The organism is Schaalia odontolytica (assembly GCF_005696695.1).
In the GTDB taxonomy this organism is placed as follows: Bacteria; Actinomycetota; Actinomycetes; order Actinomycetales; family Actinomycetaceae; genus Pauljensenia; species Pauljensenia odontolytica_C.
Genome location: NZ_CP040006.1, coordinates 1,024,795 through 1,050,881, shown reverse-complemented (window position 1 = coordinate 1,050,881; position 26,087 = coordinate 1,024,795). Strand labels below are relative to the sequence as shown.

Sequence of the window (26,087 nt, the reverse complement as noted above, 5' to 3'; positions counted from 1 at the left end):
GGGATACTTATGTGCGGTGAACTCACTCCTCGTGGGAGGACCCCTTCGCCAGGTACTGGGCGACCTGGAAAGCCATCTCCAGACTCTGCTGGTGGTTCAGGCGTGGATCCACAAGCGTCTCGTAACGGTCGCGCAACGACTCGTCATCGATGTGCTCACTACCGCCGATCACCTCGGTGACATCGTCACCGGTCAGCTCGACGTGCAAGCCACCCGGGACAGTTCCCGCGGCCTCGTGTGCTTCGAAGAAGCCACGCACCTCGTCCATGACCGTCTCAAAGCGACGCGTCTTGTAGCCGGTCGACGACGTGATCGTGTTGCCGTGCATCGGATCCGTCATCCACGTGAGCGGACGACCGTCCTCACGCGCGGCTTCCAGCAGCGGCGGAAGCGCCTCGCGGATGCGACCGGCGCCCATGCGAGTAATGAACGACAGGCGCCCCTCCTCACCATCCGGGTTGAGGCGATCGATGAGCGAGAGCATCTGATCCGGCGTGGTCGACGGGCCGAGCTTCACCCCAATCGGGTTGCGAACACGCGACAGCAGCTCGATGTGAGCGCCCTCCTCCTCGCGCGTTCTCTCCCCCGCCCACAGGAAGTGGGCAGACGTGTTGTAGGGCTCGCCCGTCCGCGAATCAATGCGCGTCATCGCCGACTCGTACTCGAGCAGCAGCGCCTCGTGCGACGAGAACAGGTCCACGTCGCGCAGCGTCTCGAAGTCGACGCCCGCGGCACCCATGAACTTGATCGCCCGGTGGATGTCTTCTGCCAGCGACTCGTAGCGCGCGTAGGCAGGGTTCGACATGAAACCCTGATTCCAGCGGTGCACCTGGCGCAGGTCGGCGTAGCCGCCCTTCGTGAAGGCGCGAATCAGGTTCAGGGTCGAAGCCGCGTGGTTGTACAGCGACAGCAGGCGCTGCGGGTCGGGCTCGCGCGCCTCGGGAGTGAACTCGAAGGAGTTCACGGCATCGCCGCGATAGCTGGGCAGCGTGACGCCGTCGCGCGTTTCCATATCCGACGAACGCGGCTTAGCGTACTGGCCGGCGATACGGCCGACCTTGATGACCGGCAGCGACGCGCCGTAGGTCAGGACGACCGCCATCTGCAGCAGCGTCTGAATCTTCAGGCGCACATGGTCCGCCGTCGCCTCGGCGAAGGTCTCGGCACAGTCCCCGCCCATCAGGACGAAGGCCTCGCCGCGTGCAGCCGCACCCATCCACGTGCGCAGGTCGTCAACCTCCCCGGCGAACACGAGCGGCGGCTGACGGCGCAGCTGCGCCGTCACGTCACTGAGGTGTTCCGCGTCCGCGTAGGAAGGCTGTTGGGCAGCGTCCAGGCCGCGCCACGTGTCCCAGGGAGCAAGCTCCCCGGACTCGGGCGACCAGAGACGCTCGGGGACGCGGCGGGAGCGAGGCTTACGCACAGGCTCTCCGCCGCGTCCGGGAGTGATCGAAGGAATCACGCGAAGCGACTCACTCGCCAGCAGGCTCGACGGTCTGGCCGATCTCGGCCATCATTTCGAGGAACCAGGGCTGGGAGATGTCGAAGGGCTTACCGCCCGCGATGCGCGGGAACGGGATGGCCTTCAGGCGATCGCCGTCCTCCTCGTCGTGGCCGATAACGCCGGACTCGCCCTTGAAGGCGCACTCGACGGCGAGGTCGGTCATCGACTTGATGAGGCGCAGGTCGTCAGCGTTGGCGCGCGAGGAACGCGAGAAGTAGCCCGACTTCTGGACCATGACCTTCTCGGCGTCGATCTTCTCGGCGAACTGCTTGGCGAACCACTGGCCGGGGTTGATCGTGTCGAGCTTGACGTGGCCGAAGGGGTCGCGCTGGACCTCGCCACCGGCAGCCTCGATCTCCGCGATGATCTCGGGGACGCCAGCGCCCTCGGACAGGAAGATGTTGACGTTGCCCTGCTCGTCCATGATCGCCTTGAGGCGCGCGGCCTCGGCGTCCAGGTCGATCTTCATCTCGGGCAGGAAGATAGCGTGAATGTCCCAACGCTCCTGCGACAGCCCGATCGAGGGCACCCATTCCTGGGTCTTCAGCCAGTCGTGGTAGCACTTCGAACCGGCGGCGGTCAGCCAACCGCAGTGGCGACCCATGATCTCGTGGATGATGAGCATGCGCGGGTTGGAGCGGTGCTCGCCGATGACGTTCTGGGAGTACTCGGAGACCTCTTCAGCGGCGGTCCATGCACCCAGGGACTGGCGGATCGGCACAACGTCGTTATCGATCGTCTTGGGCAGGCCCACGACGGTCAGGTGGTAGTCGTGCTCCTCCAGGTAGGCGGCCAGGTCGGCGGCCGTCGTGTTGGTGTCGTCGCCACCGATGGTGTGCAGGACGTCAACGCCGTCGGCGCGCAGCTGCTCGGCGGCCTTCTGCAGCGGATCCTCATCCTCGGACACGAGGCCGCGCTCGACGAGGTTCTTCTTGTTCGTCAGCTTGACGCGGGAGTTACCGATCGGGGAACCACCGAAGCGGTGAAGGACGGCAGCGTGCTTGCGCGCTTCCTCGTCGACCAGCACGTAGTTGCCGGTGAGCAGGCCGTGGTAGCCGTTCTGGTAAGCGATGATCTCAACCGTGGGATCAATTTCGTTGTAGCGCTCGATGAGTCCACCGACGGCGGAGGACAGGCACGGGGCGAAGCCACCTGCGGTCAGCAGGGCAACACGACGGACCGACATGAATGTCACCTTTCTCAGGTTGGTTAGGTACGGGCCCGCGCGCGTGCGCAGGGCACAGTTCATTCTACCCGGCTCACATCACGTTTCGCCAAGGACGCCCGTCCCACGAAACGCGATTGCAAGCACCAACCATCGGTGACGGCTCGGCCCTGTTACTCCTTGTCTGAGGCCTTCTCGTCCTCGCTGCCCTCTTCCTCGGGAGCGGTCGGAACGGGCACCTCGGGGGCGGTGCGCCCACCGGGCGCGGGACGACCATTGGAGGGCACGGGCCCCTCGAAGGCACCCTCGGCTGCCAGCTGGGCCTTCACGTCGGCGGCGTACAGGTCCACGTATTCCTGGCCGGACAGGAGCATCAGGTTGTACATGATCTCGTCGGTGATCGCGCGCAGGACGTAGCGGTCCTTGTCGAGGCCGCGGTAGCGCGAGAAGTCCAGGGGCTCGCCAATCACCATGCCGATGTTCGTGCGCGAGGGGATCTTCTGGCCAATGGGCTGTGCCGCATGGGTGCCGATCATGGCGACGGGGATGACGGGGGCGCCGGACAGGAGTGCGAGGCGCGCGACGCCGGTCTTGCCGCGGTAGAGGCGCCCGTCGGGGCTGCGCGTGCCCTCGGGATAGATGCCGAAGAGCTCGCCCTCGCGCAGTCGCTTCAGTCCCGCTTTCAGTGCTGCCTCGGATGCGCGACCGCCGGTGCGGTCAACGGGGATGGTGCCAACTGCGCGCATGAATTCCTTTGTCATCCACCCCTTGAGACCGGTGCCCGTAAAGTAGTCGGCCTTGCCCATGAAAACGACCTCACGGTCGAGCATCATCGGCAGGAAGACGGAGTCCCACACAGCGTTGTGGTTGGACGCGAGGATAGCGGGCCCCTCGGCGGGAATGTTCTCCTTGCCGCGGATCCACGGGTGATAGGCGGCCTTCAGAATGGGGCTGCCGGTCGCCTTGAGAGCCTGATAGAACGCCACTGTCACTCCTGAAGTCTCGAGGGGCGCGCGAGCGCGCGAACGAATTAGTATCAACTGTATGACGAAACGAACTCCCGTGCGCGATTGTGGGGAAACCATAGCGCCCGGCGAATCGGCTCGTCCTTTCGCTCGATCAGTGGTATCTGCGGCCCTTTCGAGGGCCTCGTCGGTGGAGCTTCAACCCAGCCTCGACGCCGTCGGGACGCCGGCCTCAGGCGGGCACTGGATCGTCGTCGACCTCGAGACGACGGGCCTGGGTGCGGGCGCGGAAATTACTGAGATCGGCGCTGTGCGCATCCGCGACGGAGCGGTCGTGGACGAGTTTTCTTCCCTCGTGAAACCCTCGCGTCCTATCCCGCCCTTCATCACGTCGCTGACGGGCATCACACCAGCGATGGTGGCGGAGGCGGACCCGATCGCATCCATTCTGGAACGCTTCATGGAGTGGTCAGGCCTTGGAGCTTCGGATTCCCCCGTCCTCGTCGCACATAACGCGTCTTTTGACGTGGGTTTCCTACGCCGTGCGGCCCGCGCGTGTGCTCGCCCGTGGCCTCGTGTGCGCGTCGTCGATACGCTCGCACTCGCGCGGCTCGCCCTGCCACGCCCGCTCGTGCGTAACCACAAGCTCGGCACAGTCGCCTCCTACTTCGGTACCGCCACCGTTCCCGAGCACCGAGCACTTGGAGACGCGCGAGCGACGGCAGAGATCCTCCTGGGGTTCATCGACCTGCTCGCCGCTGCCGGCGCGACTGACGTCGAGGACCTGATCGTGCTGACGGATCAGGCTCCGGCGCGGCGCCCATCAACGCCCGACTTCGTCGCGGACCTGCCGACCTCTCCCGGGGTCTATCACTTCATCGACACCGCGGGAGACACTCTCTACGTGGGGTCGGCCTCGTCGCTGCGCTCGCGCGTGGGCAGTTACTACACGAAGGGCGAGAAGCGCCCGAAGGTGCAGCGCATGGTGTCCCTGGCCGCGGGCGTGCGCCCCTATCCGACCGCCTCGATTCTCGAGGCGAGGATCCGAGAACTGCGCGACATCAAGGCCCTCGCCCCGCCCTACAACTCCGCGTCGAGACGGCAGGGATCCCAGCACTGGGTCATCGCCGAGGCCGGCCGCGCCCGCGTCGTTTCGTCCGTGACGCTGGGCGACCTGCCCCGCGCCCTCGGTCCGTTCGGGACGCGCGCGCACGCTCAGCGGGCTGCAGGAGCGATCGAGCGGGTCCTCGCCCAGGCCGATCACGACTCCTCGGGCGCCATCCTCGACGAGGCCGTGGAAGCCTCGTCATTAGCGGTCCCGAACGCGCTCACTTCCCTGATGGAACGCCTGTCCGCGCAGGGGCTGTTCGAGGCCGCGGCTGGAGCGCGCGACGAGCTGAGCGCCTACATCGCTGGCGTTGAGCGCGCAACCATGCGCCCCATCCTGGCGGCCCCGCGTATCGTCTGGGGCGCGCGTCGCGACGGTGGAGAACCCGGCTGGATTCTGCATGTTGCCTCCTACGGACGCCACCTCAGTTCGGTCGTCGTGCCCCCGCGCTCCGCCCCGTCGCCGTGGATCGATCTTCTCACCTCCACGGAGCCGATCGAGACCGGCGGGATGGCCGCATCCGTCGCCTCGTGGGCTGAGACGTCACTCCTGTGCGCCGAGCTGTGCCGCGAAGGGACGCGCCTCGTCGAATGGAACGGTCCCCTCCCCTGGGCGCAGCACGTTGACAGCCCGCTACGCGACGGGCGGTTGCGCGAGCTATTAGCCCACGCAACCGCCCAGCAGCGTCTGTCCCCGCGCACCTGACGCAGGCTTTTTGCTTACGCGTTCGAGGCAGCCACCCAACGCTCAACGAGTCGGGCGCCCGAACCGTCGGCCAACGCAGCCAGGGCGCGCTCGACGGCGCCGCGCATGCGAGGCTCGAAGTCGGAGCACGTCACAGGGTTCTCCAGCCCCTCCCAGGCCAGGATGCCAGCTCCAACGTTGAGGGCAACAGCGTCGCGAACAGCGTCCGCCCCACCGCCCGACAAAACGTCGCGAGCGACCGCAGCGTTCTCAGCCGCCTCGCCACCCGCGAGGTCCTCGATCGAGGAGGAGGCCATACCCAGGGATTCACGCGCATCGAACGTGGTTTCCACAACCGCTCCACCCGACACGAGCCAGACCTGATTCGCATCGGTCGTCGTCAGCTCGTCGAGGCCGGTGTTTGCTCCACGGAAGACGAGCGCGCTGAGCCCGCGCGAGGCGTACACGCCCGCCATGAGACGCGCGTTCTCCTCGCGAGACGCACCAATCGCGCACGCCTGCACGCGTGCCGGGTTGGTCAGCGGCCCCAGGACGTTGAATGCCGTCGGGAAGCCGAGAGCGCGCCGCACCGGGGCTGCGAAGCGCATCGACGGATGCATCTTGTTCGCGAAAAGGAAGGCGATGCCAACCTCGTCAAAGACGCGGCGCAGCGCGTCGGCATCGAGGTCAAGGTTGACGCCGAGTGCCTCGATGACATCCGCGGAGCCAGACTTCGACGTCGATGCACGGTTACCGTGCTTGACGAGCGGAATCCCCATCGCGGCAAGCACGATGGCGGACATCGTCGAAATGTTAACGGTCTTGTATCCGTCTCCGCCCGTACCCACGATGTCGAGAGCGCGACTGGGCAGCTCAACGTGTGCCGCGTGATCCTGCATGCCATCAGCCAGGCCGTGGATCTCATCGACCGTGGCGCCCTTGATGGCCATCGCGGTCAGGAAGGATGCGAGACGCGCCTCGCCGAGCTCGCCGCTCATGACCTGGTCCATCAGCCAGTAGGACTGGCCGTAGTCGAGGCTCTCGCCGGCGGTGAGGGCAGCAATGATCGGCGCCCACTCCTGCGTGGCCATCACTTGGCTCCACGCAGCACGTCGGCGACGGTCTCCTGAAGAATGATCGGGTCGATCGGATCGGCCACGACGGCTGCTGCTCCGGCCCACGTAGCCAGCCACTCATCCTGGGCTCGGGCGGTCAGGAAAACGATCGGGGGAACACCGTCACGGGTCTCGCGCAGGTCCTGAGCGATGGACATGCCGCCTTCCTTCTTCGCCTCAGCGTCGAGGATCAGCATCGCAAAATCCTGCTGATCGAACGCATCGCGAACGCCGAAACCGGTTGCGGCCTCGACCCACTCGATGCGGGGCGTGTCCTTGGAGGCACGCAGGCCAATGCCGTTAACGACGGCGTGACGGCGATCCTTGTCGTCACTGAAAACCAGGATAGTGACGGTTTCTTCACTCATGGAAGCTCTCCTTGCATATGTCGGCCAAATCGACGCGATAACCCCATTCTAACGGGTAGCGGGCGGCTCCCCCACTGGGAGCCGCCCGCTACCGTCAACCGAGGTCGTGACGCGGTCACTGCATCGAAGAAGTACCCACGATGTCGACGACGAATACCGTCGCCTGCGCGGGGGGCGCCTCCTGCCCAGACTGCGCTTCCTGATGCGGGATCGGAGCCACGATGAGGATGCGCGATCCAACGGTCACTCCCGCGAGATCAGCCTGCGCGACGGGAGCCTGAAGAGGATCCTGGCTCCACGAGGACTGAGTCTGGCCCTTAGCGCCAAAACCACCAACAACCTGCTTGTACAGGACAGTCTGATCAGAGGTCAGCGCCTCTCCCGTGCCCTTGTAAATCGTGTACATCTTCTGCTCGGTCGGGGCAGCAACGCTCTCGTCGATCGTCAGGGTTGGCTCGACGCCGGGGTCACCGGAAACGGTGATCCCCGCGGGAAGCTCCTCGCCGGTCGCGACTCCGCCGCTGAGAACGGAGTCATCCGCGACGTCCTGCGTCGCGACGCCCACGATGTCCACGACAAACACGAGGGTCGAGTTGGCGGGAATGTTGCCGCGAGCCTGGCCGCCGTAGCCGAGAGACGCCGGAATCACGAGCTCGACGCGATCGCCGACATGGGTGTGCGCGAGGCCGTAGGTCCAGCCCTTGACGACCTGGTTAAGGGAGAACTCGCTGGCATCGCCACGCTGGTAGGACGAATCAAAAACGGTGCCGTCCCACAGGGCGCCCACGTAGTTCGCCTTGATCGTCGCACCCGGGCACACGACCGCTCCGTCACCCTGCTTGAGGGTCTTGACAAGGACCTTCGAGGTGGGCTGGGATCCACTGCCCGCCGCAATCACGGGAGTGTCCTCACCGGAAACGGACGGGAAGTTACCCGTGCCGCTACGGTCAACGTTCGTGTTCTGTTCGGCGGAGTCGTCTGTCGCACAGGCGGAGTAGTCGATATCCGCAGCAGCGGGAGCCGAGGACGAAGACGACGAGGTCGCGTCGGTGCATGCGGCGAGTCCGAGGACAAGCGCGGCTGCGCCGGCGAGGGCGCCGAGGCGGCGCAGAGAGGACATCATGAGATGGTGTTCTTTCGGCTCAGTGGAAGGACTCGCCGCAGGCGCAGGTGTTCTGGGCGTTGGGGTTATCGATCGTGAAGCCCTGACGCTCAATCGTGTCAGCGAAGTCGATCGTGGCACCGCTCAGGTAGGGCACGCTCATGCGGTCGACGACGACCTCGACGCCGTCGAAGGAACGAATCGCGTCGCCGTCAAGAGTGCGGTCATCGAAGTACAGCTGGTAGATCAGGCCGGAGCAGCCGCCCGGCTGAACGGCGATACGCAGGCGCAGGTCGTCACGACCCTCCTGCTCGAGGAGGCTCTTGACCTTCGCGGCAGCGACGTCGGTGAGGATGACCTCGTGGGTGGGAGCCTGAGTTGCGGACTCGGACATGATGCTCCTTATTGTTGCGGATAGACGTATTCCCTTGACACACTACTCCCCCGCAGGCGCCCCGCGCCACGGGTGGAATGCGCGCTCAGCGTAACCAGGTGCGGGCAACGCGGCGTCCAGCGTCTTCGAGCGTGACGGATCCCTCCGTCTCGAAGACGCCATGGAGCCCCCATTCGGCCTTCTCGAAGTGCGACAGGCTGGACCTGTGGGTGATAGCGACGACCGGCAGCGCGTGCGTCGCAGCCACGCGAGTTACGCAGTCGAGGGTCGACTCGGCGAGCACTGGAGAGGCCAGTTCAGGCTCGGCGACGATCACGAGGTCGGCACCATCAAGCATCTCTTCCAGACCCATAAGCGAAGACAGCAGATCACCCGTTGCAACGATGCGTCCACCGATGGCCGCGATGACTGCTCCGACGCCGCCACCTGCACCGGAACCGCGCTGGCGAGCCGGGTGCACGTCAGCTCCGTCGAGCAGCTGGTGGCGCCCGAGCGGACGGTGGGCGAACGCCTGCGTGAGAGCGGCGGTGAGAGCGGTGTCCTGTGCTTCAATCGGCTCCAGGTCAGGAGCAACAGCGAGGACCGAGTCGAGGCCCAGAAGCGGGCGCGCGGTCGAGGCAGCGCACACGAGATCCACACCCGCTTCGGCCACGAGGCTCTGCGCGCGCGTCAGGCCATCGGCGAATGCCTCAGGGTGCCACGGATCGATGCCGGGGACGTCCAGGAGGCCTTCAAGAAACCCGGCGCCGCAATCGGGAGAGGAATTATGTCCACCTTCGACAATCACGGTGCCGCCGTTGCGGAGTGAATCCGCCACGCGCTCACCCGCCTCGCGCGACGACGAGGCCCGGGTGGGTACGCGCACGAACGAGGCCTGAGAACCCAGCGCAGCCACGGCCTCGTCGAAGGTGGGTCCGGTTCCGAACGGAACCGTGACGACTGTGGGCTCTGAAGCGCCAGCTACGACACCCCGGCGGATGGCGTCGAGTGCCTCGCCGGTCGGCGAGGCGGGAACTCCCCCATCCCACCGACCGGCGACAACGACACGTTTCACAGGGAGGCCACGCGCGTCAGCAGAAGCGCCTCGGCGAGGATCGCCGCCTTCAGGTCGGAGATCGACTGCGACTCGTCCTCGGAGTGAGCGTTCGTCAGCGGATCCTCGACGCCGGTGACGACGACCTGGGCGTTGGGGAAGATGCGCTGGAAGTCCGAGATGAACGGGATCGAGCCGCCCACACCGATGTTGACCGAGGGAACGCCCCAGGCTTCGGTGAGGGACTCGTGCAGAGCCTTCGTCACGGGGGAATCCATGTCGGCCTGGTAGCCCGCACCCGCATCCTCGGCAGTGACCTCGACGCGCGCACCGAAGGGGGCATGGGAGAGGAGGTAGTCGACGAGCTTGGCCTGGGCCTCGGTGGGATCCACGCCCGGCACCGTGCGCATCGACAGGCGGAAGCGCGTGTGCGGGGCGATCGTGTTCGAGGCATTGGAGACCGGGCGAGCGTCGAAACCGATGACCGAGATCGACGGCTTGGTCCACATACGGGCGGCGATGTCACCCGAGCCTGCCAGCTGCAGGCCCTCAACCATGCCTGCCGCGGCACGCAGCTCTTCCTCCGGCCAATCCACGTCCGCATGATCCGAGCCGCCCAGGCCCGGAACCGCCACGTCACCCTTCTCGTCGAAGAGCGAGGCGATGAGCATTGAGGAGATCGCGACGGAATCAAGGAGCGGGCCACCGAACGCGCCCGAGTGCACCGCGTGATCGGCGACGGTCACGTCGACGGTCACGATCGCGTTGCCGCGCAGGGTCGACGTGACGGCGGGCTCGCCCACCTTCCAGTTCGACGAGTCCGTCACGACGATGACGTCCGCGGCGAGCTCGTCCTTGTGGGCATCGAGGAATGCTGTGAACGAGGGGGAACCGATCTCTTCCTCGCCCTCGATGAACACGACGACGTTGACCGGCAGGTCCTCGCCGAGGATCGACAGGGAGCCGAGGTGGACAGTGATGCCGGCGCCGTCGTCGGAGGAACCACGGCCGTAGATACGATCGCCGCGAACCTCGGCCTTGTAGGGATCCATGCTCCAGCGGCTCAGCTCGCCAACCGGCTGCACGTCGTGGTGTGCGTACAGCAGGACGGTCGGCGCGCCCTCGATGTGGGGCGTGTGCGCGACGAGGGCAGGCTTGCCCTCGGTGCCATCAGCGGCGGTCTCGCGCAGAACCTTGGCCTCCAGGCCCAGGGCGGCGAAACGCTCGCGGATATGCTCAGCGCTGCGCTCCACGTCGGCTGCATGCGCGGGATCCGACGACACCGACGGAATCGCGACGAGCTGCGTGAGCTCCTCCAGCAGGGACGGGAAAGCAGCCTCCAGGCGCTCCTTCAAAACGGACGTGGACAGTGCATGTGAAGTATCAGCCATACGACCAGGGTAGACCATGGGAGTGCGAGGCGGGTGGGCTATCCGCTAGCCTTGAATCGTGTTTGGACGAAGCAAGAACAACAACGACGAGACCTCGATGAATGTCGAGCCCGTCTCCACGACGCCCGACGGCAAGAAGGGTCGCCCCACGCCGAAGCGCAAGGCAGCCGAGGCCGCCCGCATCCGCCCCCTGGTCCCCAAGGACCGCAAGGAGGCCAAGCGTGCCGCCCGCGCCGCCCGCAACGCGCGTTTCGACGCCGAGCAGCGCGCGATGATCACCGGCGAGGAAAAGTACCTGCCGGCCCGCGACAAGGGACGTGCACGACGGTTCGTGCGCGACTACGTCGACGCGCGCCACTCCTTCTCCGAGTGGATCCTCGCCGTCATGATGGTGTCCATCATCCTCATCATGGTGCTGTCGATGCTGGGCAACAAGATCCCGCTGCAGTACCAGGCGTACATGCTCTATGGCTCGTCCATCCTCATGTACGGCTCCTTCATCATCACCGCCATCGAGGCGTTCTTCGTGTGGCGCACGATCAAGCGTGTCTTCACCGAGGCACACCCGCGCGAGGACATTCCCTCCGGTACCGCCTACTACGCCTTCTCCCGCATGATCATGCCGCGGCGCTGGCGTTCGCCTCGCCCGCAGGTCGACCGCGGACAGTTCCCGAAGTAGTCGTTCTTTCGTCGGCCCCGCCCCATCCACATGGGTGCGGGGCCGATGTGCTTTATCCACAGGGCACCTGGCGGCTCTCCCGTTATCCACAGCGGGTGCCGTGACGCTGGCCGCCACGTCCTCGTGTGCATGATCCTGTCCGTGTCGGAGCATCGGCGCTCCGTCGCGAACGACAAGGAAGCATCATGCACACAACGATCACACTGCCCGCCACCTGCGACGTCATGCTCGACGAGGAGGAGCCCTGCCCCGACGGCATGTACGGCCCACCTCGATGGCTCGAGGATCGAGGCATCTCCGCTTTGTTAGCTCCCTACCTGTGCGATGGGTGGGACCTGGGGGACTACGCACGCTTCGCGGACCTATCCGGGACCGACGCTCGTCGTCTCGCATCCTTACTGCCGAAGGATGCACGCAACGATCGGCAGAACAACGCTCCTCGGATCATCGATCTGTTACGCGCCGCCTCCCGCATCGACGGACTCTCCCTCGAAGGCTACGTCATTCGCGCGCCACGACGAGACGAACGCGTCAGCATCGACACCGTGCTCGTCCCCGAATCCGCGATCATTGCTCACGCCGGATCTCCCATCGACGAGGAGCGCTATCCGAGCTACCAGCACTGGCTCACCCTCGCTTCGGTCCTGGGCCTCGGCGAGGAGGCGATTCCGCCGGACGAAATGCGCGTGCTCATTCGAGACGGATCAGCCACGCGGTGGTGGTGGGCATGGTGGGACTGATCAACTATCCTAGGAAACATGATCCGACGCGCGTACAACTGGGCTTTCACACACTTCATCTCGCGTTCCAACCCGGAGGATGCACACCACTGGGGTCTGGGAGCAATTTCCTTGGCTGGACGATTCGCGCCGACGCGTGGACTCATGCGTGCCACGCTGGGCTACCTCGATCCGACGCACTCCCCCACGCGAATGGTTGGCGGCGTCGAGGTCCCCCTGACCCTGGGTGAACGTCGCCTCCCGTCCCGCCTCGGTCTGGCAGCCGGCATGGACAAGGATGCCGAGGCAGTGCTCGGCATGTGCGCCCTCGGCTACGCCTTCGTCGAGATCGGTACCGTGACTCCTCGTCCCCAGCCCGGCAACGACGCGCCGCGCCTGTGGCGCCTCATGGAGGAACGCGGCCTGCGTAACCGCATGGGCTTCAACAATGCCGGAGCAGATGCCGCCGCCGAGAAGCTGCGCGAGCTGCGCTCGACCCCTGCGGGCCGCGCTGCAATCGTCGGTGCCAACATCGGCAAGAACAAAGTGACATCTGAGGCGGACGCCCCCGCCGACTACGAGTACTGCGCCAAGACACTCGCCCACTGGGTGGACTTTGTCGTCGTGAACGTCTCCTCCCCCAACACGCCCGGCCTGCGCGATCTGCAGTCCGTCGATCACCTGCGCCCGATCCTGCAGGCCGCTCGCCGCGGCTGCGAGGCAGGTGCCCCCGATCGCACCATGCCGCTCTTCGTCAAGATCGCTCCCGATTTGGCCGACGAGGACATCGTCGCCGTCGTCGAGCTGACGAAGGAGCTCGGCCTGGCGGGTGTCGTCGCCACGAACACGACGATCAACCACGACCTGGGCGAGGGCGGCGTCTCCGGCGCTCCGCTTCTGCCCCGTGCGCTGGAGGTCGTCTCCCTGGTGGCACGTCATCTCGACGACGACCAGATACTCATCGGCACGGGTGGCATCTCCTCGCCCGAGGATGCGCTGCGCATGATCAGCGCGGGCGCCGACCTGGTCGAGGCGTTCTCTGCCTTCATCTTCGAGGGCCCGTCCTGGCCGGGCGAGGTATCGCGCGCCCTCCAGCGCGCGTAAGGGACCGCCGTGATTATCGAGCTCACCAGCGCGGACCTGGCAGCAGATTCGCGCCTGGACGACTACACGCGCCTGAAAGACGTCAAACTTCGTTCCAAAATCGAACCGGAACGCGGCCTGTACATGGCCGAGTCCGCGAACGTCATCGAACGCGCAATCCGCGCCGGCCACAGCCCGCGCTCGTTCCTCATGTCGAAGCGCTGGCTACCGACCCTCACCGACCTCATCGAGGTGGCAACAGGTGGCCCCGACGGCGCGGACATTCCGATCTTCGTCGCCGACGAGGACGTGTTGGAGCAGATGACCGGCTTCCACCTGCATCGCGGTGCCTTGGCCGCCATGCAGCGCCCCGTCCTGCCGACCCTCGCAGACCTGCTCGCAACTGCTCGGGGCGGCGCCCCGGCGCGTCGCGTCGTCGTCCTGGAGAACCTCGTCGACCACACGAATGTGGGCGCTGCATTCCGTAGCGCCGCCGCGCTCGGCGTCGACGCTGTCCTCGTGACCCCACAGTGCGCTGATCCCCTCTACCGACGATCCGTGCGCGTCTCCATGGGGACCGTCTTCCAGGTGCCGTGGACCCGCCTCGAGTCCTGGCCAGGCGACATCGTCACCCTCCAGGAGGCTGGCTTCACCGTCGCATCGCTGGCTCTGTCGGACGATTCGGTGTCCCTCGACGACTTCGCCGCACTGCCCGCCCTCCAGGGGCCGGACGCCCGCCTCGCAATGGTGATGGGCACCGAAGGCGACGGCCTGGGACGGCGCACCATCGCTGCCTCCGACTACACCGTCAAAATCCCCATGGACCACGGGGTCGACTCGCTCAACGTCGCAGCCGCATCCGCCGTCGTATTTTGGGCCACCAGGGGCGTCGGCGCGCAGTAACGCGTCACCGCATTGCGCCGCAGCCGCACACAACGAGGCCGGAGCTGGATACCCAGCCCCGGCCTCGTCAGCGTTTGCTGCGACGTGTCAGCTCATGGATGCCACGATCTCGTCGATGACGTCCACGCATTCTTCCCATCCGGACACGGCACGCGTCGCGTAGCCGGCGGCCTTGACGGGGTAGTCATTGCCTTCCGGATCCAGGCGGTCGCCAACGAAGAGCATCTCGGAAGCGGGGATGCCCGTCTCCTCGACGAGCTTGCCCATGCCGAACGCCTTGTCGATGCCACGGGTGGTGATGTCGACCGAGGTCGAGCCACCGCCACGAACATCGAGCTCGGGCACGTCGGGCTGCACGGCATCGCGCAGAGCGGCCTTCTTGGTGCCGTCCGGGTCCCAGGCGCGCTTAGCGTCGAGCGGAGCCTCCTGGCCCAGAGCGGAGAAGGTAATCTGCGAGCCACGGTCCTCGATGATGTTGCCCCACGGGTTGGACTCCCACAGGCCGAGCTCACGGGCGTGACGCTCGAGCGAGGCGATCGCGCGTGCGGCAACCTCGGGATCCAGGTCGTGCGCGTAACGCTCGACCCAGGCCCCATCCTCATAGCGGTAGTAGCGCGTGCCGCAGGTGGGCATCAGGTGTAGGCGAGAGAGTTCCTCGTCCGTGGCGTGCAGGTTGTCCAGCACCTGGGTGCGGAACTGGCCCATCTGGCCGCCGGAGATGATGCACACCTCCACGTGGTCCAGCAGGGACCGCAGAGCGACGTCCATGCGGGCCGGCAGCGGCGACTTCGAGGGCGCCAGGGTGTCATCGAGATCGAAGGCAACGAGCTTCACGATGCCACCCTACTGCTTTGCAGCTTCCGCGGCTTCGATAGCGCGCTGCGCGGCCTCGGTCTCTTCATCGGTGGGCACCGAGAGGACCTGCAGCAGCACGACGGACGCGACGAGGCCACCCCACACGAGCAGGATCGTCAAAACCATGAGAGCGATAGCGGGAGCGGTCACTTGGCGCCTCCTTCGATCGAAGCGGTGTCTTCGGCGTCGTCAGCGAGGATCTGGGCGACCGCCGCGTGGGTGTCCAGCGGACGGTGTTTCCACGGGATGAACGTGAAAATCAGGGACGCAACAACAGCAATCGCCACGGAGCCCCAGCCGAAGATCAGCACGTAGCTGCTGGGGTAGCCCTCGTAGCCCTTCTGCAGGACCTGCACGATCGACATCGCCATCATAACGAAGAGGACGACCGGGATGACGATGCCAACGAGGGGCTCCCAGAGCTTGGGGACCTTCACGCTGGACACCGAATTGATGTGTGCACGGAGCACCCCGAGGCGGGGGCCAGCGACTGCGCACAGCACAGCGAACAGGATCGCCGAGGACACGACGCCAACCGAGTTGATGAAGTTGTCGACGATGTCGAGGTTGTTCAGGCCCGATCGGGTGCCGAAGAGCACCAGGGAAATGACGGTCGCGGGCACACCGAGGACCAGCGCCGAGCGGGCGGGCGACCAGCCGAACTTGTCCTGCAGGCCACCGGAGACGACCTGAAGCAGGGAGAGCAGCGAGGTGACACCGGCCAGAACGAGGGACGAGAAGAAGAGCACGCCGAAGAGAGGCCCACCGGGCATCATCGAAATGATCTTCGGGAAGGTCACGAAGGAGAGGATCGGGCCAGTCAGGCCCTCAACCTTGGAGACGCTCACGCCGTCCTGGTGCGCCATGAAGCCGATGGCGCTGAAGACGCCAATGCCCGCGAGGATCTCGAAGGACGAGTTCGCAAAGCCGGCGACCAGAGCCGTGCCCGTCAGGTTCGACTTGGGCTTCAGGTAGGAGGCGTAGGTCAGCATGATGCCGAAGCCCACGGACAGCGAGTAGAAGATCTGCGCGAAGGCAGCCAGCCACACGTTGGGGTCGGCCAGAGCGCTCCAGTTCGGGGTGAAGAAGGCGTTGAGGCCTTCGACGGCGCCCGGCAGGAAGAGTGCTCGGACGACGAGCGCGAGGAAGAGGATGACGAGGAGCGGCAGGAAGACCTTGTTCGCAGCCTCGACGCCCTTGGACAGGCCGCGACCGATGACGAAGAGCACGAGAACCCACACGAGAGCAAGCGGGATCATGACGGCCCATGCAGGGGCCCACGAGAAGGTGTCGCCAGGAACCTTCTCAAGGAAGGACTCCAGGAAGAACGTCGTCGGGTCGGCGCCCCAGGCCTCGTTCACGGAGTAGATCGTATACTGCACGCCCCACGCGAGGACGGCGCCGTAGTAGACCATGATGACGAAGCAGACGAAGGTCTGGAACCAGCCGATGAACTCGCCGCCTCCGAGGATCTTGCGCAGCGCCCACGGCGGTGAACCGCGGAACTTGTGGCCGACCGCATAGTCGAGCCACAGCATGGGGATGCCGACGAAGATCAGGGCAACCAGGTACGGGACCAGGAAGGCGCCGCCGCCGTTGGAGTAGGAGACGCCGGGGAAACGCCAGATGTTGCCCAGGCCGATGGCCGAGCCGATGGCTGCCAGGAGGAAGCCTGTCTGGCCGCTCCACGAGTCACGCGCGCGGGGCGCGGATTTGGATGCGGAGGATGACATGAAGTGAGTTCCTTGCAATCGTGTCTATACGGGATAATTCCCAGCCAGACTAGGGCCGATACACCGGGAAGTCTCCCAGAGTCCACGATACAGAACGTGTTTTTGGCCTCTTTTTGACGAAACTTTTGCCGGACGGGCTTCGCTCGGGCACTCGAAAAACAGGGCCTATGCCGACAAACCCCAGTTAGGAAACGACCCCACACGCATGAAAAATCGCCGCAATTCCAACGACGACGGGCAGCGATGCGAAGGTCGTCACGAGGACCGTTCCCTGTGCGATGCGCTCCCCCGCCTTGGCACGCGTGGCCGCGATGTACGCGTTTTGCGCCGAGGGCAGCGCCGCCATGATGGTCACCGACATGAGAGCTGGACCGCTCAACCCGAGGAGCATCCCGACGCCGCACGCGATTGCGGGCTGAAGGGCGAGCTTGCCAACGACGGCGAAGACGGTCGCCGCAATACCCGAATTCCCAGACGCCGACCGGCGGTCCACGAGCGAGGCACCGAAGGACAGAAGAATCATCGGGGGCGCGGCAGCTCCCAGCATGGACGTCGACACGTCGAGGAGTGTCGGCATCGGCCACCCCACAGCGGAAAACAGAAATCCACACCCAGCCGCAATGACCATGGGGTTGCGCGCGATGACCGTCGCGATGCCGCTCACAGACGGGCGCTGGCCGGAGCCGGCCAGATCCGCCAACACGAAGAACATCGGCGTGAAAAAACCGAGCTGAAACACCAGGATGGGCACGACCGCAGAAGCATCCCCCAGCACGTAGACGGCGATCGGGATGCCGATATACGCGCCATTATTGAGGGACGAGGCCATGGCCCCCAAGGCGATCTCCCCGCGTGTCAAGCGCAGGAAAAAGCGTGCAACCAGGGCGAAAATGAGTGCGGTTCCCACGCCCGATGCTGCGGCCACGGCGAGCGGAGCCCCGAATACGCCAGACGTCCCCGTTGAGACGATCGCATGGAAGAGCATTGCCGGGGACGCCACCCAGTACGTCACCGACGCAAGGGAACCCGCCGCCTCGGGACCGAGCGCACCCGCGCGACGAGCAACCCAACCGACGCCGATGATGAGGGCGATCGAGAGGACCGACCAAAGAATCGACGCCATGTGAAGAGGAAACCCGTCAGCGCCAGGAGGCCACGGCCTCGTCGACCTTGGTGAGGGCCGATGCGATTGCCATGTGCATGTCCAGGTACTGGTATGAGCCCAGTCGACCGCCGAAGAGCACGTTCTTCTCCCCCGCCGCCATGTCGCGGTAGGCAGCGAGTGTCGATCGGTCCGACGGCGAAGCGATCGGGTAGTAGGGCTCGTCGCCGGGGCGAGCGAAGCGCGAGTATTCGCGCTGGATGATCGTGTTGGTCGCGCCGGCGCGATCACGTTCGGGGTGCAGGTGCGCGAACTCGTGGATGCGCGTGAAAGGCACGTCGCGGTCCGAGTAGTTCATGACGGAGCAGCCCTGGTAGTCGGGCACATCCACGACCTCGGTCTCGAAGTCGAGGGTGCGCCAGCCGAGCTCGCCGGCCTCGTAGTCGAAGTAGCGGTCGATGGCGCCCGTGTAGACGACGGGGACCTGGCCGACGGTCGCGGCCTTCGAGAACGGCGAGGAGGCATCGAAGAAGTCCACGCCCGTGTGCACGGTGATACGCGGGTGATCAACCATGTTCGCGATCCACGCGCCGTAGCCGTTCAGGGGAAGGCCCTCGTAGCGGTCCTGGAAGTAGCGGTTCTCGTAGGTGAAACGCACGGGCAGTCGCGTGATGATGGAGGCGGCAAGCTCGCGCGGATCCGTCTGCCATTGCTTGGCCGTGTACCCCGCGATGAAGGCGTCGTAGAGGGGGCGGCCGATCAGGCTAATCGCCTTCTCCTCGAGGTTGCCGGGTTCGCCCGTGATCTCGGCGGCCTGCTGCTCGATCAGCGCACGGGCCTCGGCCGGCGAGTAGGCGGCTCCGAAGAACTGGTTGATGGTGCCCAGGTTGATGGGCAGCGGGTAGACGATGCCCCGGTAGTTGGCGTAGACCCGGTGGCGGTAGTCGTTGAAGGCCGTGAATCGGTTGACGTAGGACCACACGCGCTCGTTTGATGTGTGGAAGAGATGGGTGCCGTAGCGGTGCACTTCGACGCCGGTAGCCTCGTCGATCGACGAGTAGGCGTTGCCTCCAATGTGGTCGCGACGCTCGATGACGGTCACGTTCATACCGAATCGCTCCGCGGCCTCGCGGGCAAACGTCAAGCCAAAAAAGCCCGACCCAACAACGAGCAGATCCACGCCACTCCCCTTTCACGGTAGTCAGGACAATGGTAGCGGCCCCCACCTGCAGGTGCGCTGACATGTGATCGACGAGGCCGGGGTGTGGACTTGCGCGGAGGGCGGGGCTGCGCTCGCATATCCTTGTTGGCATCTGTCGGTAGGTCAGGGAGGGCCGGATCATGGTGCGCATCGCCGTCGTCGAGGACGAGGCCGTCTCACGCCAGCTCCTCGCCGACTACCTCGCGCGCTACAGCGAGGAAAACGATGTCTCCTTCGACGTCACCTATTTCGAGGACGGCGGAGCCATCATCGGTGACTACAAGCCGGTGTACGACATCATCCTCATGGACATCCAGATGACCCACGTGGACGGCATGACCGCGGCGCGCGCGATCCGCGAGGTCGATCAGGAGGTCGTCCTCGTGTTCATCACGTCAGCCGCGCAGTTCGCGATCCACGGCTATCAGGTGGGGGCACTCTCCTACTTGATGAAGCCGCTGCCCTGGTTCGCGTTCTCGCAGGAACTGTCGCGGTGCCTCGAGGCCGTCGCCAAGCGGCGCGGCGCCTCGGTCCTCCTGCAGTCGGGCACGTCGACCCACCGCATCGACGTCGCGGACATCGTCTACGTGGAGTCGATTAAGCACCGCCTGGATGTGCACACGGTTTCCGACACCTACTCGATCACTTCCTCACTGAAGGCCATGGAGGAACAGCTCGCCGGTCACGACTTTTTCCGTTCAAATTCGTGCTACCTCGTTAATCTCGCCCACGTGCGCGGTGTCGCCGACCAGGAGTGCCTCATGACGGGAGGGGACAGCTTACGCATTTCCCGGCCTCGTAAGAAGGCGTTCATGACGGCTCTGGCGAGCTTCGCGGGCGGGATCCACTGACGTGTTCGAGTCCCTGCCGGACATCCCGCGCCTGTTCACCGCCCTCGCGGAGTGGGGCGCCGCTCTCGTGTACGTCTTTGTCGTCGCGCGCTCGGCGTCGTCCAATGCCCTGAACCCGAACGCTGCTGTCCCCCGCTGGCGGCTCGCCGCTGCGGCCGTCGGCGGCCTCGTGGTGCTCGTCGGCGCCCAGGAACTGCTCGGCCGCGCTCCCCTGTCCCTGTGGGTGCCCGGCATGATGACGGCGTACGCGCTCGTGTGGTGTGTCATCCGCGTGGGAACCGCGCTGGACTGGCGATGGGTGACGCATATGAGCGCACGCGCCTTCATCGTGGCTGAGCTCGCAGCATCCCTCGCCTGGCAGGTCGTGGTCTACTCCCACGCCGACAAACCCTACTGGCATCCCCTGTCGTTCGGCGGTTTTGCCGCGATTGCGGCGACGTGCTTGGCCGTCGTCTACTTCTTCGAACGACGCGTCTACCGACAGGGGGCGCTGCCCGTTCTCCGTTACGCAGACCTTGCCTCCGGCGTATTTATCGGCATGTCAATCTTTGCTCTGTCCAACCTGAGTTTTATCTCGACGGCCACCCCGTTCTCTGGGAGGTCCGGCTGGGAGGTCTTCTACATCCGCACCCTCGTGGACCTGGCCGGCTACGCGATCCTCTTCGCGCAATTCGAGCGCATCCAGCAGAGCGCGACCGAGCGCGAACTCGCATCCATCCAGGCATCGCTGGATGCACAGCACCACCAGTACTTGGCCGCCAAGCAGGACATGGAGCAGGTGGCGCGCGCTCATCACGATCTCAAGCACCAGGTGGAGGCGATCCGCGCGGAGCTGGACCCCGGACGCGCCGCCGCATCGTTCGCCGAGCTCGAATCTTCGATCGAGCAGATCGGACAGCAGTACCACAGCGGCAATCCGGTCCTCGACGTCATCCTCACGACGAAAGGCCGTGCGTGCGCGGCAGCCGGCATCAACTTCACGGCGGTCGCTGACGGTGCCCTACTGGGTTCCATGTCGTCAATGGACATCGCTACCCTCTTCGGTAACGCCCTCGATAACGCGATCGAGGCCTCACGGCGCGTCGACGACCCCGCCAAGCGCCTCATCAAACTGGCACTGTTCCGCCAGGGGCAGATGGTGGTCATCCGAGTCGACAACTGGTTCGACGGCCGCCTCAACACGGACGCCGGTGGGCGCCTCACAACGATCAAGCCCGACACCGTTCGACACGGCTGGGGGGTTAAATCCATCCAGTGGACGGCCCGCAAGTACGGCGGCCAGGCGGTCACGGACGTGGCAGACCACTGGTTCACGCTGACGGTGCTTCTCCCGTCCACAAACACCCAGGAGGACAAATGACGATCATCGACACCCCGCGCCTGCGCTTGCGTCCCTGGAGCGATGCGGACGCACCCGCTCTCTTTGAACTCGCCCGTGATCCCCGCATCGGAATGTTGTGCGGCTGGAAGCCCTACGAGCACATCGACGATGCCCACGAGGCACTGTCGACCTTTCTCGCGGTGCGCGATAGCTACGCGGTGACGCTCACGTCGACCGGTGAGCTGGTTGGCTCAATTGCGCTGCGCGTCGACAACGCCAGCGCCGAGACGACAATCGCCGACATCGGCTACTGGATTGGCGCCCCCTACTGGGGCAACGGATACGCGACGGAGGCTGGGAACGCCATTATCGACCGCGCGCGTGAGCTAGGCGTGGAAACGATCATCTTGAAATACTTCGACGGAAACAACGCCTCGCGGCGGGTCTCAGAAAAGCTCGGCTTCGTGTGGAAGGGCCGCGAAGACGATGTCGAATACCCGCTCATCGGCAAGCGCCTCACCGTCCACCGGACGGAGCTGACGCTCGCCGGGCGCTGACGGCGTCTCTTAGTTGAAGCCGAGGATCGCCGCCGCGACCTTGTAGCCGCCGCGAACGACCTTGGGCGACGCGTGGCGCACGAGGCCGGCGAGCAGATCCTGGCGCAGTCGATCCGTGGCCTCGGGATTGATCTGGTCCATGTTCTCCCAGATCTGCTCCTTGAGCGCCAGGTGCTCGGGCGTGCCCGAGAGCTGAGCCATGACGGAGCAAACGACGGCGTTGATACGCAGGTAGTGGACCATGTAGCGCCAGAGCTTGTCCTCGACCTCGGCGCGCGGAGGCAGCGCACGGGTCATCGCCTCGTTCACCCGCGCGAGCTGATCCAGGCGCGTGATCATGACCTTCTCGTTGACGGACTGGTCGTCACGGCCGATGAAGTAGTGGTACAGGTCCACGTCCAGGTAGCGGATCGTCGAAATGTAGGGCAGCGGCACGAACGAGTACAGGTAGTCCACGTAGAACGTGTGCTCGGGCATGACCAGCCCGGAGGCCCGCACGACCTCGGTGCGCATCGTGAGGGCGTGCATCATGAGGTACTGGTCGTAGCGGCATCGGCGCAGGTCCGCCCAGCCGAAGGTGCGTCCGCGAGGCAGAACGTTGCGGTAGCGGATGACCGCCTTGACCGACTTTCCCTGCTTGTCGTAGACGTAGTTGGTGACGAGCAGATCCAGGTCACGCCCGGCCTCGCGTTCCTCGCGCAGGACGTCGAGAACGGCGTTTGTGGCGCGTCGGTCCAGCCAGTCATCGGAGTCGACGACGCGCACGTGCGTGCCGGTGGCGGCGGCGAGGCCGGCGTTGACGGCACCACCGTGGCCCTTGTTCTCCTGGTGGATGACCTTCACGGAGGGGTAGCGAGCAGCCCACTCGTCGGCGATCTCCGCAGTGCGGTCCTTCGATCCGTCGTTGACGACAATCGCCTCGAGTTCGTCGCCGTATCCGACGAGCGTGGTCAGCGCCCGGTCGAGGTAATCCTCGGAGTTGTAGGCGGGCACGATCACCGTCAGCAGCGGCACGCTCATGGAGTCTCCTCTCGTGAAGTCTGCCAGTAGTCTACTGTGCTGCGCTGACCTGCGCGTCCTCCTGCGTGGGTTCCTGCTTGAAGATCACTTTAAAGATGGGGAAGAACACCCAGAAGGAGATGGCGGCGTTGATAATCATCGTGATGACGTCTGCGAAGGTTTCGCCACCCGCGCCCATCGTTGAAATCGCCCACGCGTAGATCGGGTCCTTGTAGAGGACCTGGAGGGCGGCCGCCGCGATCGTGATGACGACGTAGGCGACCGCGTACCAGAAGGCCGCCTTGCCCACCGACGAGTTGGACTTGAAGGTGACGTTGCGCTGAGCGAAGAAGTTGATGACCTGGGCGATCAGCAGGGTGATCTCGACGGCGAGGAAGTACGCGAGGCCGCCGCCCCCACCCACCGACATCGAACCGGCCGGGTAGTCGAAGAGGAAGACCGTGTGCCCGTGCGAGATGCCGACCGGCAGGAACTGGAAGGCCGTATCGACGAGGCTCGTGTGCGCGAAAGCCGCCTTGAACGCCGGCATGAGAACCAGCTGCAGCACCGTAATGCCGTTGGAGAGGATGAAGAAGATGATGAACTGCGCGACCGTCGGGTGCTTGGATTCGAAGTTCTTCCACCACCGGGTAAGAGCCTGCATGAGTGTTCCTTTACGTCAGTTGAGAGTGGCGAGGCTGGGGCCGCGTCATCGGGTCTGGTCGAGTTCGCGCTGGGTGGCCTTGTTGGCGCGCGCGTTGGCGATGAAGCCGAGGGCGGCGCGAGTGAGTCCTCGCAGGGGGTGTCCGTTGACGGCCAGAAGGATCGCGTCCACCATGTCGGGGCTTGCCGCGCCGTTACTCATCTTCGCGATGGCTCGGAAAGGCATGTTGAGGACGAAGAGGATGTTGAGGTCCGGGGTTCCTTTCGCGTCAGCCTTCGCTTTGAGGCCGTGGAGCTTGCGTCCGGCGACGCGGGCGAGCCAGGTCTTGGCGCGCGTCATCTCGGACAGTGGGTCGGAGGCGACGAGGTCATCCGCGGGGTGAGCCGTCGGGATCGTCCGTCCCAGGAGGACCGCGAACTCGCCGTTGGTGATGCCGGCAACGTCGGCGTTCAGGTAGTGGCCGAGGGCCGGGTCGATCGGCGAGGGCCTGGTTCCTTCGACCTCGACGGTGGCGCTGAGCCGCGTGTCGGAGACGTTGCGTCCCACGTGGATCGTCCAGGTTCCTGCCTCGGTTTCCCACGCTGCGCGCGACGTCTCCCAGTGCCGGAACGTGTAGCGGTCGAAGGGAATCGTGACGCTCACCGATGCTCCGGCACCAACCTCGACCTTTGAGAAACCCTTGAGCTCGCGCGCGGGACCGAACACACCACCGGGTGCACTCACGTAGAGCTGGACGACCTCGGCACCGTCGCGCGCAGAGGTGTTGGTGACCGTGAGGGTCACCCCCTCCTCGTTCACAGCAAGGTCGGAGTATTCGAAGCTCGAGTAGGACAGGCCATAGCCGAAGGGGAAAGCAACGTCGATGCCCGCGGTCGTGAAGTAGCGGTAGCCGACGAACGGGCCTTCGCGGTAGCACGAGAGCGGTCCTGTCGCCGGGTACCATGCGGCGGTCGGGTGGTCCTCGTAGGAGAGCGCGTACGTTTCGGCCAGGCGTCCCGACGGATTGACGGCGCCGGTCAGGACGTCGAGCATCGCGGAGGCGCCTCCCTGCCCGGTTAGGTAACCGTTGACGAGCGCGGGCACGGACGAGGCCCACGGCATCTCAACGCTGGCCCCGCCGGTCAGGACGACGACGGTGCGCGGATTGGCTGCCACGACAGCCTCGATGAGGCGATCCTGGCCCTCGGGCAGGCGCATGTGGGGCCGGTCCAGGCCTTCGGATTCGGCCAGCTCGTCGAGACCGACGTACACAAGCGCCACGTCGGCGCGCTCGGCGAGGGCCACAGCCTCGGCGATGAGAGCATCACTCGTACCGCCGTGGCGCTCATACCCGCTCGCATATCCCTCGAGAACGAGGCCTCGTGCGCCCTCTCCCCCGGCTTCAAGCAGTTCACGCGGAGCCTCCACGCGAGTGGGATTGACCTGGGAGGAACCCGACCCCTGGAAGCGCGGCGTGTCGGCGAGGTCGCCGATGAGGGCGACGTTCGTGCCGACGCTCAGGGGCAGGAGATCCTCCTCGTTACGCAGGAGCGTGATCGCCTCGGCGGCGATGCGCGTAGCCAGCTCGTGGTGCTGGCCGATGTCATAGGGCCTGGGCGCAGGCAAGCCGGCACTCGCGCTCGCGACGTTGAGGACTTCCTGGGCACGCGCGTAGACGTCGGCCGCATCCAACTGTCCGGCCTCGACGGCCGCGACGATCTGGCGGGCACCCGCCAGGCCGGGGGCGGGCATCTCGAGGCTGCCACCAGCGCGCACGGCCTCAACAGCGCTGTTCGAACCGCCCCAGTCCGAAATGACCATGCCATCGAAACCCCACTCGGTGCGCAGGATGTCGGTCAGCAGGTGCTTGTTTTCGTGCGCGTAGGTGCCGTTGACAAGGTTGTAGGAGCTCATGATCGCCCGCGGCTTGGCCACTCGGCAGACGATCTCAAAGCCGGTTAGGTAGATCTCACGCATCGTGCGCTCGTCCACGATGGAATCCGAGGCCATGCGGCGGAGTTCCTGAGAGTTGACGGCGAAGTGCTTGGGGCAGGCTGCCGTACCCGTGGATTGGATTCCGTCGACGAGGCCAGCGGCCATGCGTCCGGCAAGAATCGGGTCCTCGGAAAAGTACTCGAAGTTACGCCCACACAGGGGCGAACGCTTGATGTTGAGGCCGGGACCGAGCAGGACGTCGACGCCGAGGCCTCGTGCTTCCAGCCCCAGCGCCTCACCCATGTCGCGCGCCAGCTCCGGGTTCCACGTAGCCGCGACGGCTGAGGCCGTCGGGAAGCAGGTCGCTTTCTCAGACTCCGCGATGCCCAGGTGATCAGCATCCCCGAGCTGGCGGCGAACGCCGTGGGGACCGTCGCTCATCACGAAGGAGGGAACGCCCGCCGCGGGGATCGGGCGAGAGTCCCAGGCACTCGATCCCGAGAGAAGCGCCGCGGCTTGCAGGAGGGTGAGATCGTTGGCGTCCGTCAGTGCTGCGTGTTCCATCGTCGTGAACTGCCTTTCGTGCTCCATCGCGGGTATCGTCGATGGTTCCAGTGTGTACCACAGGATCCCCTTCCAATCGACCGCACGCATGATTTGTTGTTTGCGGGGCGTAT

25 protein-coding genes are annotated in these 26,087 nt (G+C 65.4%); 8 read left to right on the top strand and 17 right to left on the bottom strand.

Annotated features, from left to right (window positions below; genetic code table 11):
• Positions 1–22: 22 nt before the first annotated feature.
• The 3 genes from FBF35_RS04590 to FBF35_RS04580 form a co-directional block, all read right to left on the bottom strand.
• Positions 23–1,462, bottom strand: coding sequence for a class II 3-deoxy-7-phosphoheptulonate synthase (locus tag FBF35_RS04590; protein ID WP_060567062.1), 1,440 nt, complete (start codon positions 1,460–1,462; stop codon positions 23–25).
• A gap of 10 nt (positions 1,463–1,472) precedes the next feature.
• Positions 1,473–2,690 (bottom strand): pyrophosphate--fructose-6-phosphate 1-phosphotransferase, encoded by a 1,218-nt coding sequence (locus tag FBF35_RS04585; protein WP_034467758.1) that lies wholly within the window; start codon positions 2,688–2,690, stop codon positions 1,473–1,475.
• 152 nt (positions 2,691–2,842) lie between these two features.
• Complete coding sequence (locus tag FBF35_RS04580) at positions 2,843–3,655, bottom strand: lysophospholipid acyltransferase family protein (protein WP_034467755.1); 813 nt, start codon at positions 3,653–3,655, stop codon at positions 2,843–2,845.
• Positions 3,656–3,824: 169 nt separating this feature from the next.
• On the opposite strand from FBF35_RS04580, the gene FBF35_RS04575 reads away from it, so the two are divergent.
• Complete coding sequence (locus FBF35_RS04575) at positions 3,825–5,447, top strand: exonuclease domain-containing protein (RefSeq protein WP_241772565.1); 1,623 nt, start codon at positions 3,825–3,827, stop codon at positions 5,445–5,447.
• Between the two features lie 14 nt (positions 5,448–5,461).
• On the opposite strand, the gene trpD is transcribed toward FBF35_RS04575, so the two are convergent.
• The 6 genes from trpD to FBF35_RS04545 all read right to left on the bottom strand — a co-directional run bounded on the left by trpD (position 5,462) and on the right by FBF35_RS04545 (position 10,829).
• Positions 5,462–6,517 carry an anthranilate phosphoribosyltransferase gene (gene trpD, locus FBF35_RS04570; protein ID WP_060567057.1) on the bottom strand — a complete coding sequence of 352 codons (1,056 nt, stop codon included), beginning with the start codon at positions 6,515–6,517 and terminating at the stop codon, positions 5,462–5,464.
• The gene (locus tag FBF35_RS04565; protein WP_034467750.1) at positions 6,517–6,909 is read right to left on the bottom strand and encodes a response regulator; all 393 of its coding nucleotides are present in this window, start codon (positions 6,907–6,909) and stop codon (positions 6,517–6,519) included. Before FBF35_RS04565 ends, trpD begins: the two co-directional genes overlap by 1 nt.
• Before the next feature lie 115 nt (positions 6,910–7,024).
• A complete protein-coding gene (locus FBF35_RS04560) occupies positions 7,025–8,032 on the bottom strand; it encodes an FKBP-type peptidyl-prolyl cis-trans isomerase (RefSeq protein WP_060567055.1) in 1,008 nt (335 codons plus the stop codon).
• 19 nt (positions 8,033–8,051) lie between these two features.
• Positions 8,052–8,405: an iron-sulfur cluster insertion protein ErpA gene (erpA, locus tag FBF35_RS04555; RefSeq protein WP_003792846.1), complete on the bottom strand. Its 354-nt coding sequence runs from the start codon at positions 8,403–8,405 to the stop codon at positions 8,052–8,054.
• 85 nt (positions 8,406–8,490) lie between these two features.
• Positions 8,491–9,459: a glycerate kinase gene (locus FBF35_RS04550; RefSeq protein ID WP_060567053.1), complete on the bottom strand. Its 969-nt coding sequence runs from the start codon at positions 9,457–9,459 to the stop codon at positions 8,491–8,493.
• Entirely contained in the window at positions 9,456–10,829 is a 1,374-nt protein-coding gene (locus FBF35_RS04545; protein ID WP_187348972.1) for a M20/M25/M40 family metallo-hydrolase, read from the bottom strand. Before FBF35_RS04545 ends, FBF35_RS04550 begins: the two co-directional genes overlap by 4 nt.
• A gap of 97 nt (positions 10,830–10,926) precedes the next feature.
• On the opposite strand from FBF35_RS04545, the gene FBF35_RS04540 reads away from it, so the two are divergent.
• The 4 genes from FBF35_RS04540 (at position 10,927) to FBF35_RS04525 (ending at position 14,213) form a co-directional block, all read left to right on the top strand.
• The gene (locus FBF35_RS04540) at positions 10,927–11,508 is read left to right on the top strand and encodes a DUF3043 domain-containing protein (protein WP_060567199.1); all 582 of its coding nucleotides are present in this window, start codon (positions 10,927–10,929) and stop codon (positions 11,506–11,508) included.
• Positions 11,509–11,693: 185 nt separating this feature from the next.
• Positions 11,694–12,248: a hypothetical protein gene (locus FBF35_RS04535; RefSeq protein WP_060567051.1), complete on the top strand. Its 555-nt coding sequence runs from the start codon at positions 11,694–11,696 to the stop codon at positions 12,246–12,248.
• An 18-nt stretch (positions 12,249–12,266) separates the two neighbouring features.
• A complete protein-coding gene (locus FBF35_RS04530; RefSeq protein ID WP_060567049.1) occupies positions 12,267–13,331 on the top strand; it encodes a quinone-dependent dihydroorotate dehydrogenase in 1,065 nt (354 codons plus the stop codon).
• Positions 13,332–13,340: 9 nt separating this feature from the next.
• Positions 13,341–14,213 (top strand): TrmH family RNA methyltransferase, encoded by an 873-nt coding sequence (locus FBF35_RS04525; protein WP_060567047.1) that lies wholly within the window; start codon positions 13,341–13,343, stop codon positions 14,211–14,213.
• Between the two features lie 87 nt (positions 14,214–14,300).
• Here FBF35_RS04525 and FBF35_RS04520 read toward each other — a convergent pair whose 3' ends face one another.
• The 5 genes from FBF35_RS04520 to glf all read right to left on the bottom strand — a co-directional run bounded on the left by FBF35_RS04520 (position 14,301) and on the right by glf (position 19,083).
• On the bottom strand, positions 14,301–15,047 hold the full coding sequence (locus FBF35_RS04520; protein WP_060567045.1) for an HAD-IIB family hydrolase: 747 nt from the start codon (positions 15,045–15,047) through the stop codon (positions 14,301–14,303).
• 9 nt (positions 15,048–15,056) lie between these two features.
• Positions 15,057–15,218: a methionine/alanine import family NSS transporter small subunit gene (locus FBF35_RS04515; RefSeq protein WP_003792855.1), complete on the bottom strand. Its 162-nt coding sequence runs from the start codon at positions 15,216–15,218 to the stop codon at positions 15,057–15,059.
• Complete coding sequence (locus FBF35_RS04510; protein WP_060567043.1) at positions 15,215–16,801, bottom strand: sodium-dependent transporter; 1,587 nt, start codon at positions 16,799–16,801, stop codon at positions 15,215–15,217. Before FBF35_RS04510 ends, FBF35_RS04515 begins: the two co-directional genes overlap by 4 nt.
• A 184-nt stretch (positions 16,802–16,985) precedes the next feature.
• A complete protein-coding gene (locus tag FBF35_RS04505; RefSeq protein WP_060567041.1) occupies positions 16,986–17,924 on the bottom strand; it encodes an AEC family transporter in 939 nt (312 codons plus the stop codon).
• A gap of 16 nt (positions 17,925–17,940) precedes the next feature.
• Positions 17,941–19,083 (bottom strand): UDP-galactopyranose mutase, encoded by a 1,143-nt coding sequence (gene glf / locus FBF35_RS04500; RefSeq protein WP_060567039.1) that lies wholly within the window; start codon positions 19,081–19,083, stop codon positions 17,941–17,943.
• 161 nt (positions 19,084–19,244) lie between these two features.
• On the opposite strand from glf, the gene FBF35_RS04495 reads away from it, so the two are divergent.
• From FBF35_RS04495 to FBF35_RS04485, 3 genes are read left to right on the top strand one after another with little or no spacing between them, the layout of a single operon-like run.
• The gene (locus FBF35_RS04495) at positions 19,245–19,955 is read left to right on the top strand and encodes a LytR/AlgR family response regulator transcription factor (protein WP_060567037.1); all 711 of its coding nucleotides are present in this window, start codon (positions 19,245–19,247) and stop codon (positions 19,953–19,955) included.
• A 1-nt stretch (position 19,956) separates the two neighbouring features.
• Positions 19,957–21,315 carry an ATP-binding protein gene (locus tag FBF35_RS04490; protein WP_060567035.1) on the top strand — a complete coding sequence of 453 codons (1,359 nt, stop codon included), beginning with the start codon at positions 19,957–19,959 and terminating at the stop codon, positions 21,313–21,315.
• On the top strand, positions 21,312–21,833 hold the full coding sequence (locus tag FBF35_RS04485) for a GNAT family N-acetyltransferase (RefSeq protein ID WP_060567033.1): 522 nt from the start codon (positions 21,312–21,314) through the stop codon (positions 21,831–21,833). Before FBF35_RS04490 ends, FBF35_RS04485 begins: the two co-directional genes overlap by 4 nt.
• Before the next feature lie 9 nt (positions 21,834–21,842).
• On the opposite strand, the gene FBF35_RS04480 is transcribed toward FBF35_RS04485, so the two are convergent.
• Genes FBF35_RS04480 through FBF35_RS04470 form a run of 3 tightly spaced genes read right to left on the bottom strand, consistent with a single transcriptional unit; the run spans position 21,843 to position 26,001 of the window.
• Positions 21,843–22,853 carry a glycosyltransferase family 2 protein gene (locus tag FBF35_RS04480; RefSeq protein WP_060567031.1) on the bottom strand — a complete coding sequence of 337 codons (1,011 nt, stop codon included), beginning with the start codon at positions 22,851–22,853 and terminating at the stop codon, positions 21,843–21,845.
• Positions 22,854–22,884: 31 nt separating this feature from the next.
• A complete protein-coding gene (locus FBF35_RS04475) occupies positions 22,885–23,496 on the bottom strand; it encodes a hypothetical protein (protein WP_060567029.1) in 612 nt (203 codons plus the stop codon).
• A 45-nt stretch (positions 23,497–23,541) separates the two neighbouring features.
• Entirely contained in the window at positions 23,542–26,001 is a 2,460-nt protein-coding gene (locus FBF35_RS04470; protein ID WP_060567027.1) for a glycoside hydrolase family 3 C-terminal domain-containing protein, read from the bottom strand.
• Between the last annotated feature and the right edge of the window lie 86 nt (positions 26,002–26,087).

Coding starts and splice junctions, on each gene's coding strand:
- FBF35_RS04585 (WP_034467758.1), bottom strand. CDS start 2,690: ATGTCGGTCCGTCGTGTTGCCCTGCTGACCGCAGGTGGCTTCGCCCCG.
- trpD (WP_060567057.1), bottom strand. CDS start 6,517: ATGGCCACGCAGGAGTGGGCGCCGATCATTGCTGCCCTCACCGCCGGC.
- FBF35_RS04565 (WP_034467750.1), bottom strand. CDS start 6,909: ATGAGTGAAGAAACCGTCACTATCCTGGTTTTCAGTGACGACAAGGAT.
- FBF35_RS04560 (WP_060567055.1), bottom strand. CDS start 8,032: ATGATGTCCTCTCTGCGCCGCCTCGGCGCCCTCGCCGGCGCAGCCGCG.
- erpA (WP_003792846.1), bottom strand. CDS start 8,405: ATGTCCGAGTCCGCAACTCAGGCTCCCACCCACGAGGTCATCCTCACC.
- FBF35_RS04545 (WP_187348972.1), bottom strand. CDS start 10,829: ATGGCTGATACTTCACATGCACTGTCCACGTCCGTTTTGAAGGAGCGC.
- FBF35_RS04540 (WP_060567199.1), top strand. CDS start 10,927: ATGAATGTCGAGCCCGTCTCCACGACGCCCGACGGCAAGAAGGGTCGC.
- FBF35_RS04535 (WP_060567051.1), top strand. CDS start 11,694: ATGCACACAACGATCACACTGCCCGCCACCTGCGACGTCATGCTCGAC.
- FBF35_RS04530 (WP_060567049.1), top strand. CDS start 12,267: ATGATCCGACGCGCGTACAACTGGGCTTTCACACACTTCATCTCGCGT.
- FBF35_RS04510 (WP_060567043.1), bottom strand. CDS start 16,801: ATGTCATCCTCCGCATCCAAATCCGCGCCCCGCGCGCGTGACTCGTGG.
- FBF35_RS04505 (WP_060567041.1), bottom strand. CDS start 17,924: ATGGCGTCGATTCTTTGGTCGGTCCTCTCGATCGCCCTCATCATCGGC.
- FBF35_RS04495 (WP_060567037.1), top strand. CDS start 19,245: ATGGTGCGCATCGCCGTCGTCGAGGACGAGGCCGTCTCACGCCAGCTC.
- FBF35_RS04485 (WP_060567033.1), top strand. CDS start 21,312: ATGACGATCATCGACACCCCGCGCCTGCGCTTGCGTCCCTGGAGCGAT.
- FBF35_RS04480 (WP_060567031.1), bottom strand. CDS start 22,853: ATGAGCGTGCCGCTGCTGACGGTGATCGTGCCCGCCTACAACTCCGAG.
- FBF35_RS04475 (WP_060567029.1), bottom strand. CDS start 23,496: ATGCAGGCTCTTACCCGGTGGTGGAAGAACTTCGAATCCAAGCACCCG.
- FBF35_RS04470 (WP_060567027.1), bottom strand. CDS start 26,001: ATGGAGCACGAAAGGCAGTTCACGACGATGGAACACGCAGCACTGACG.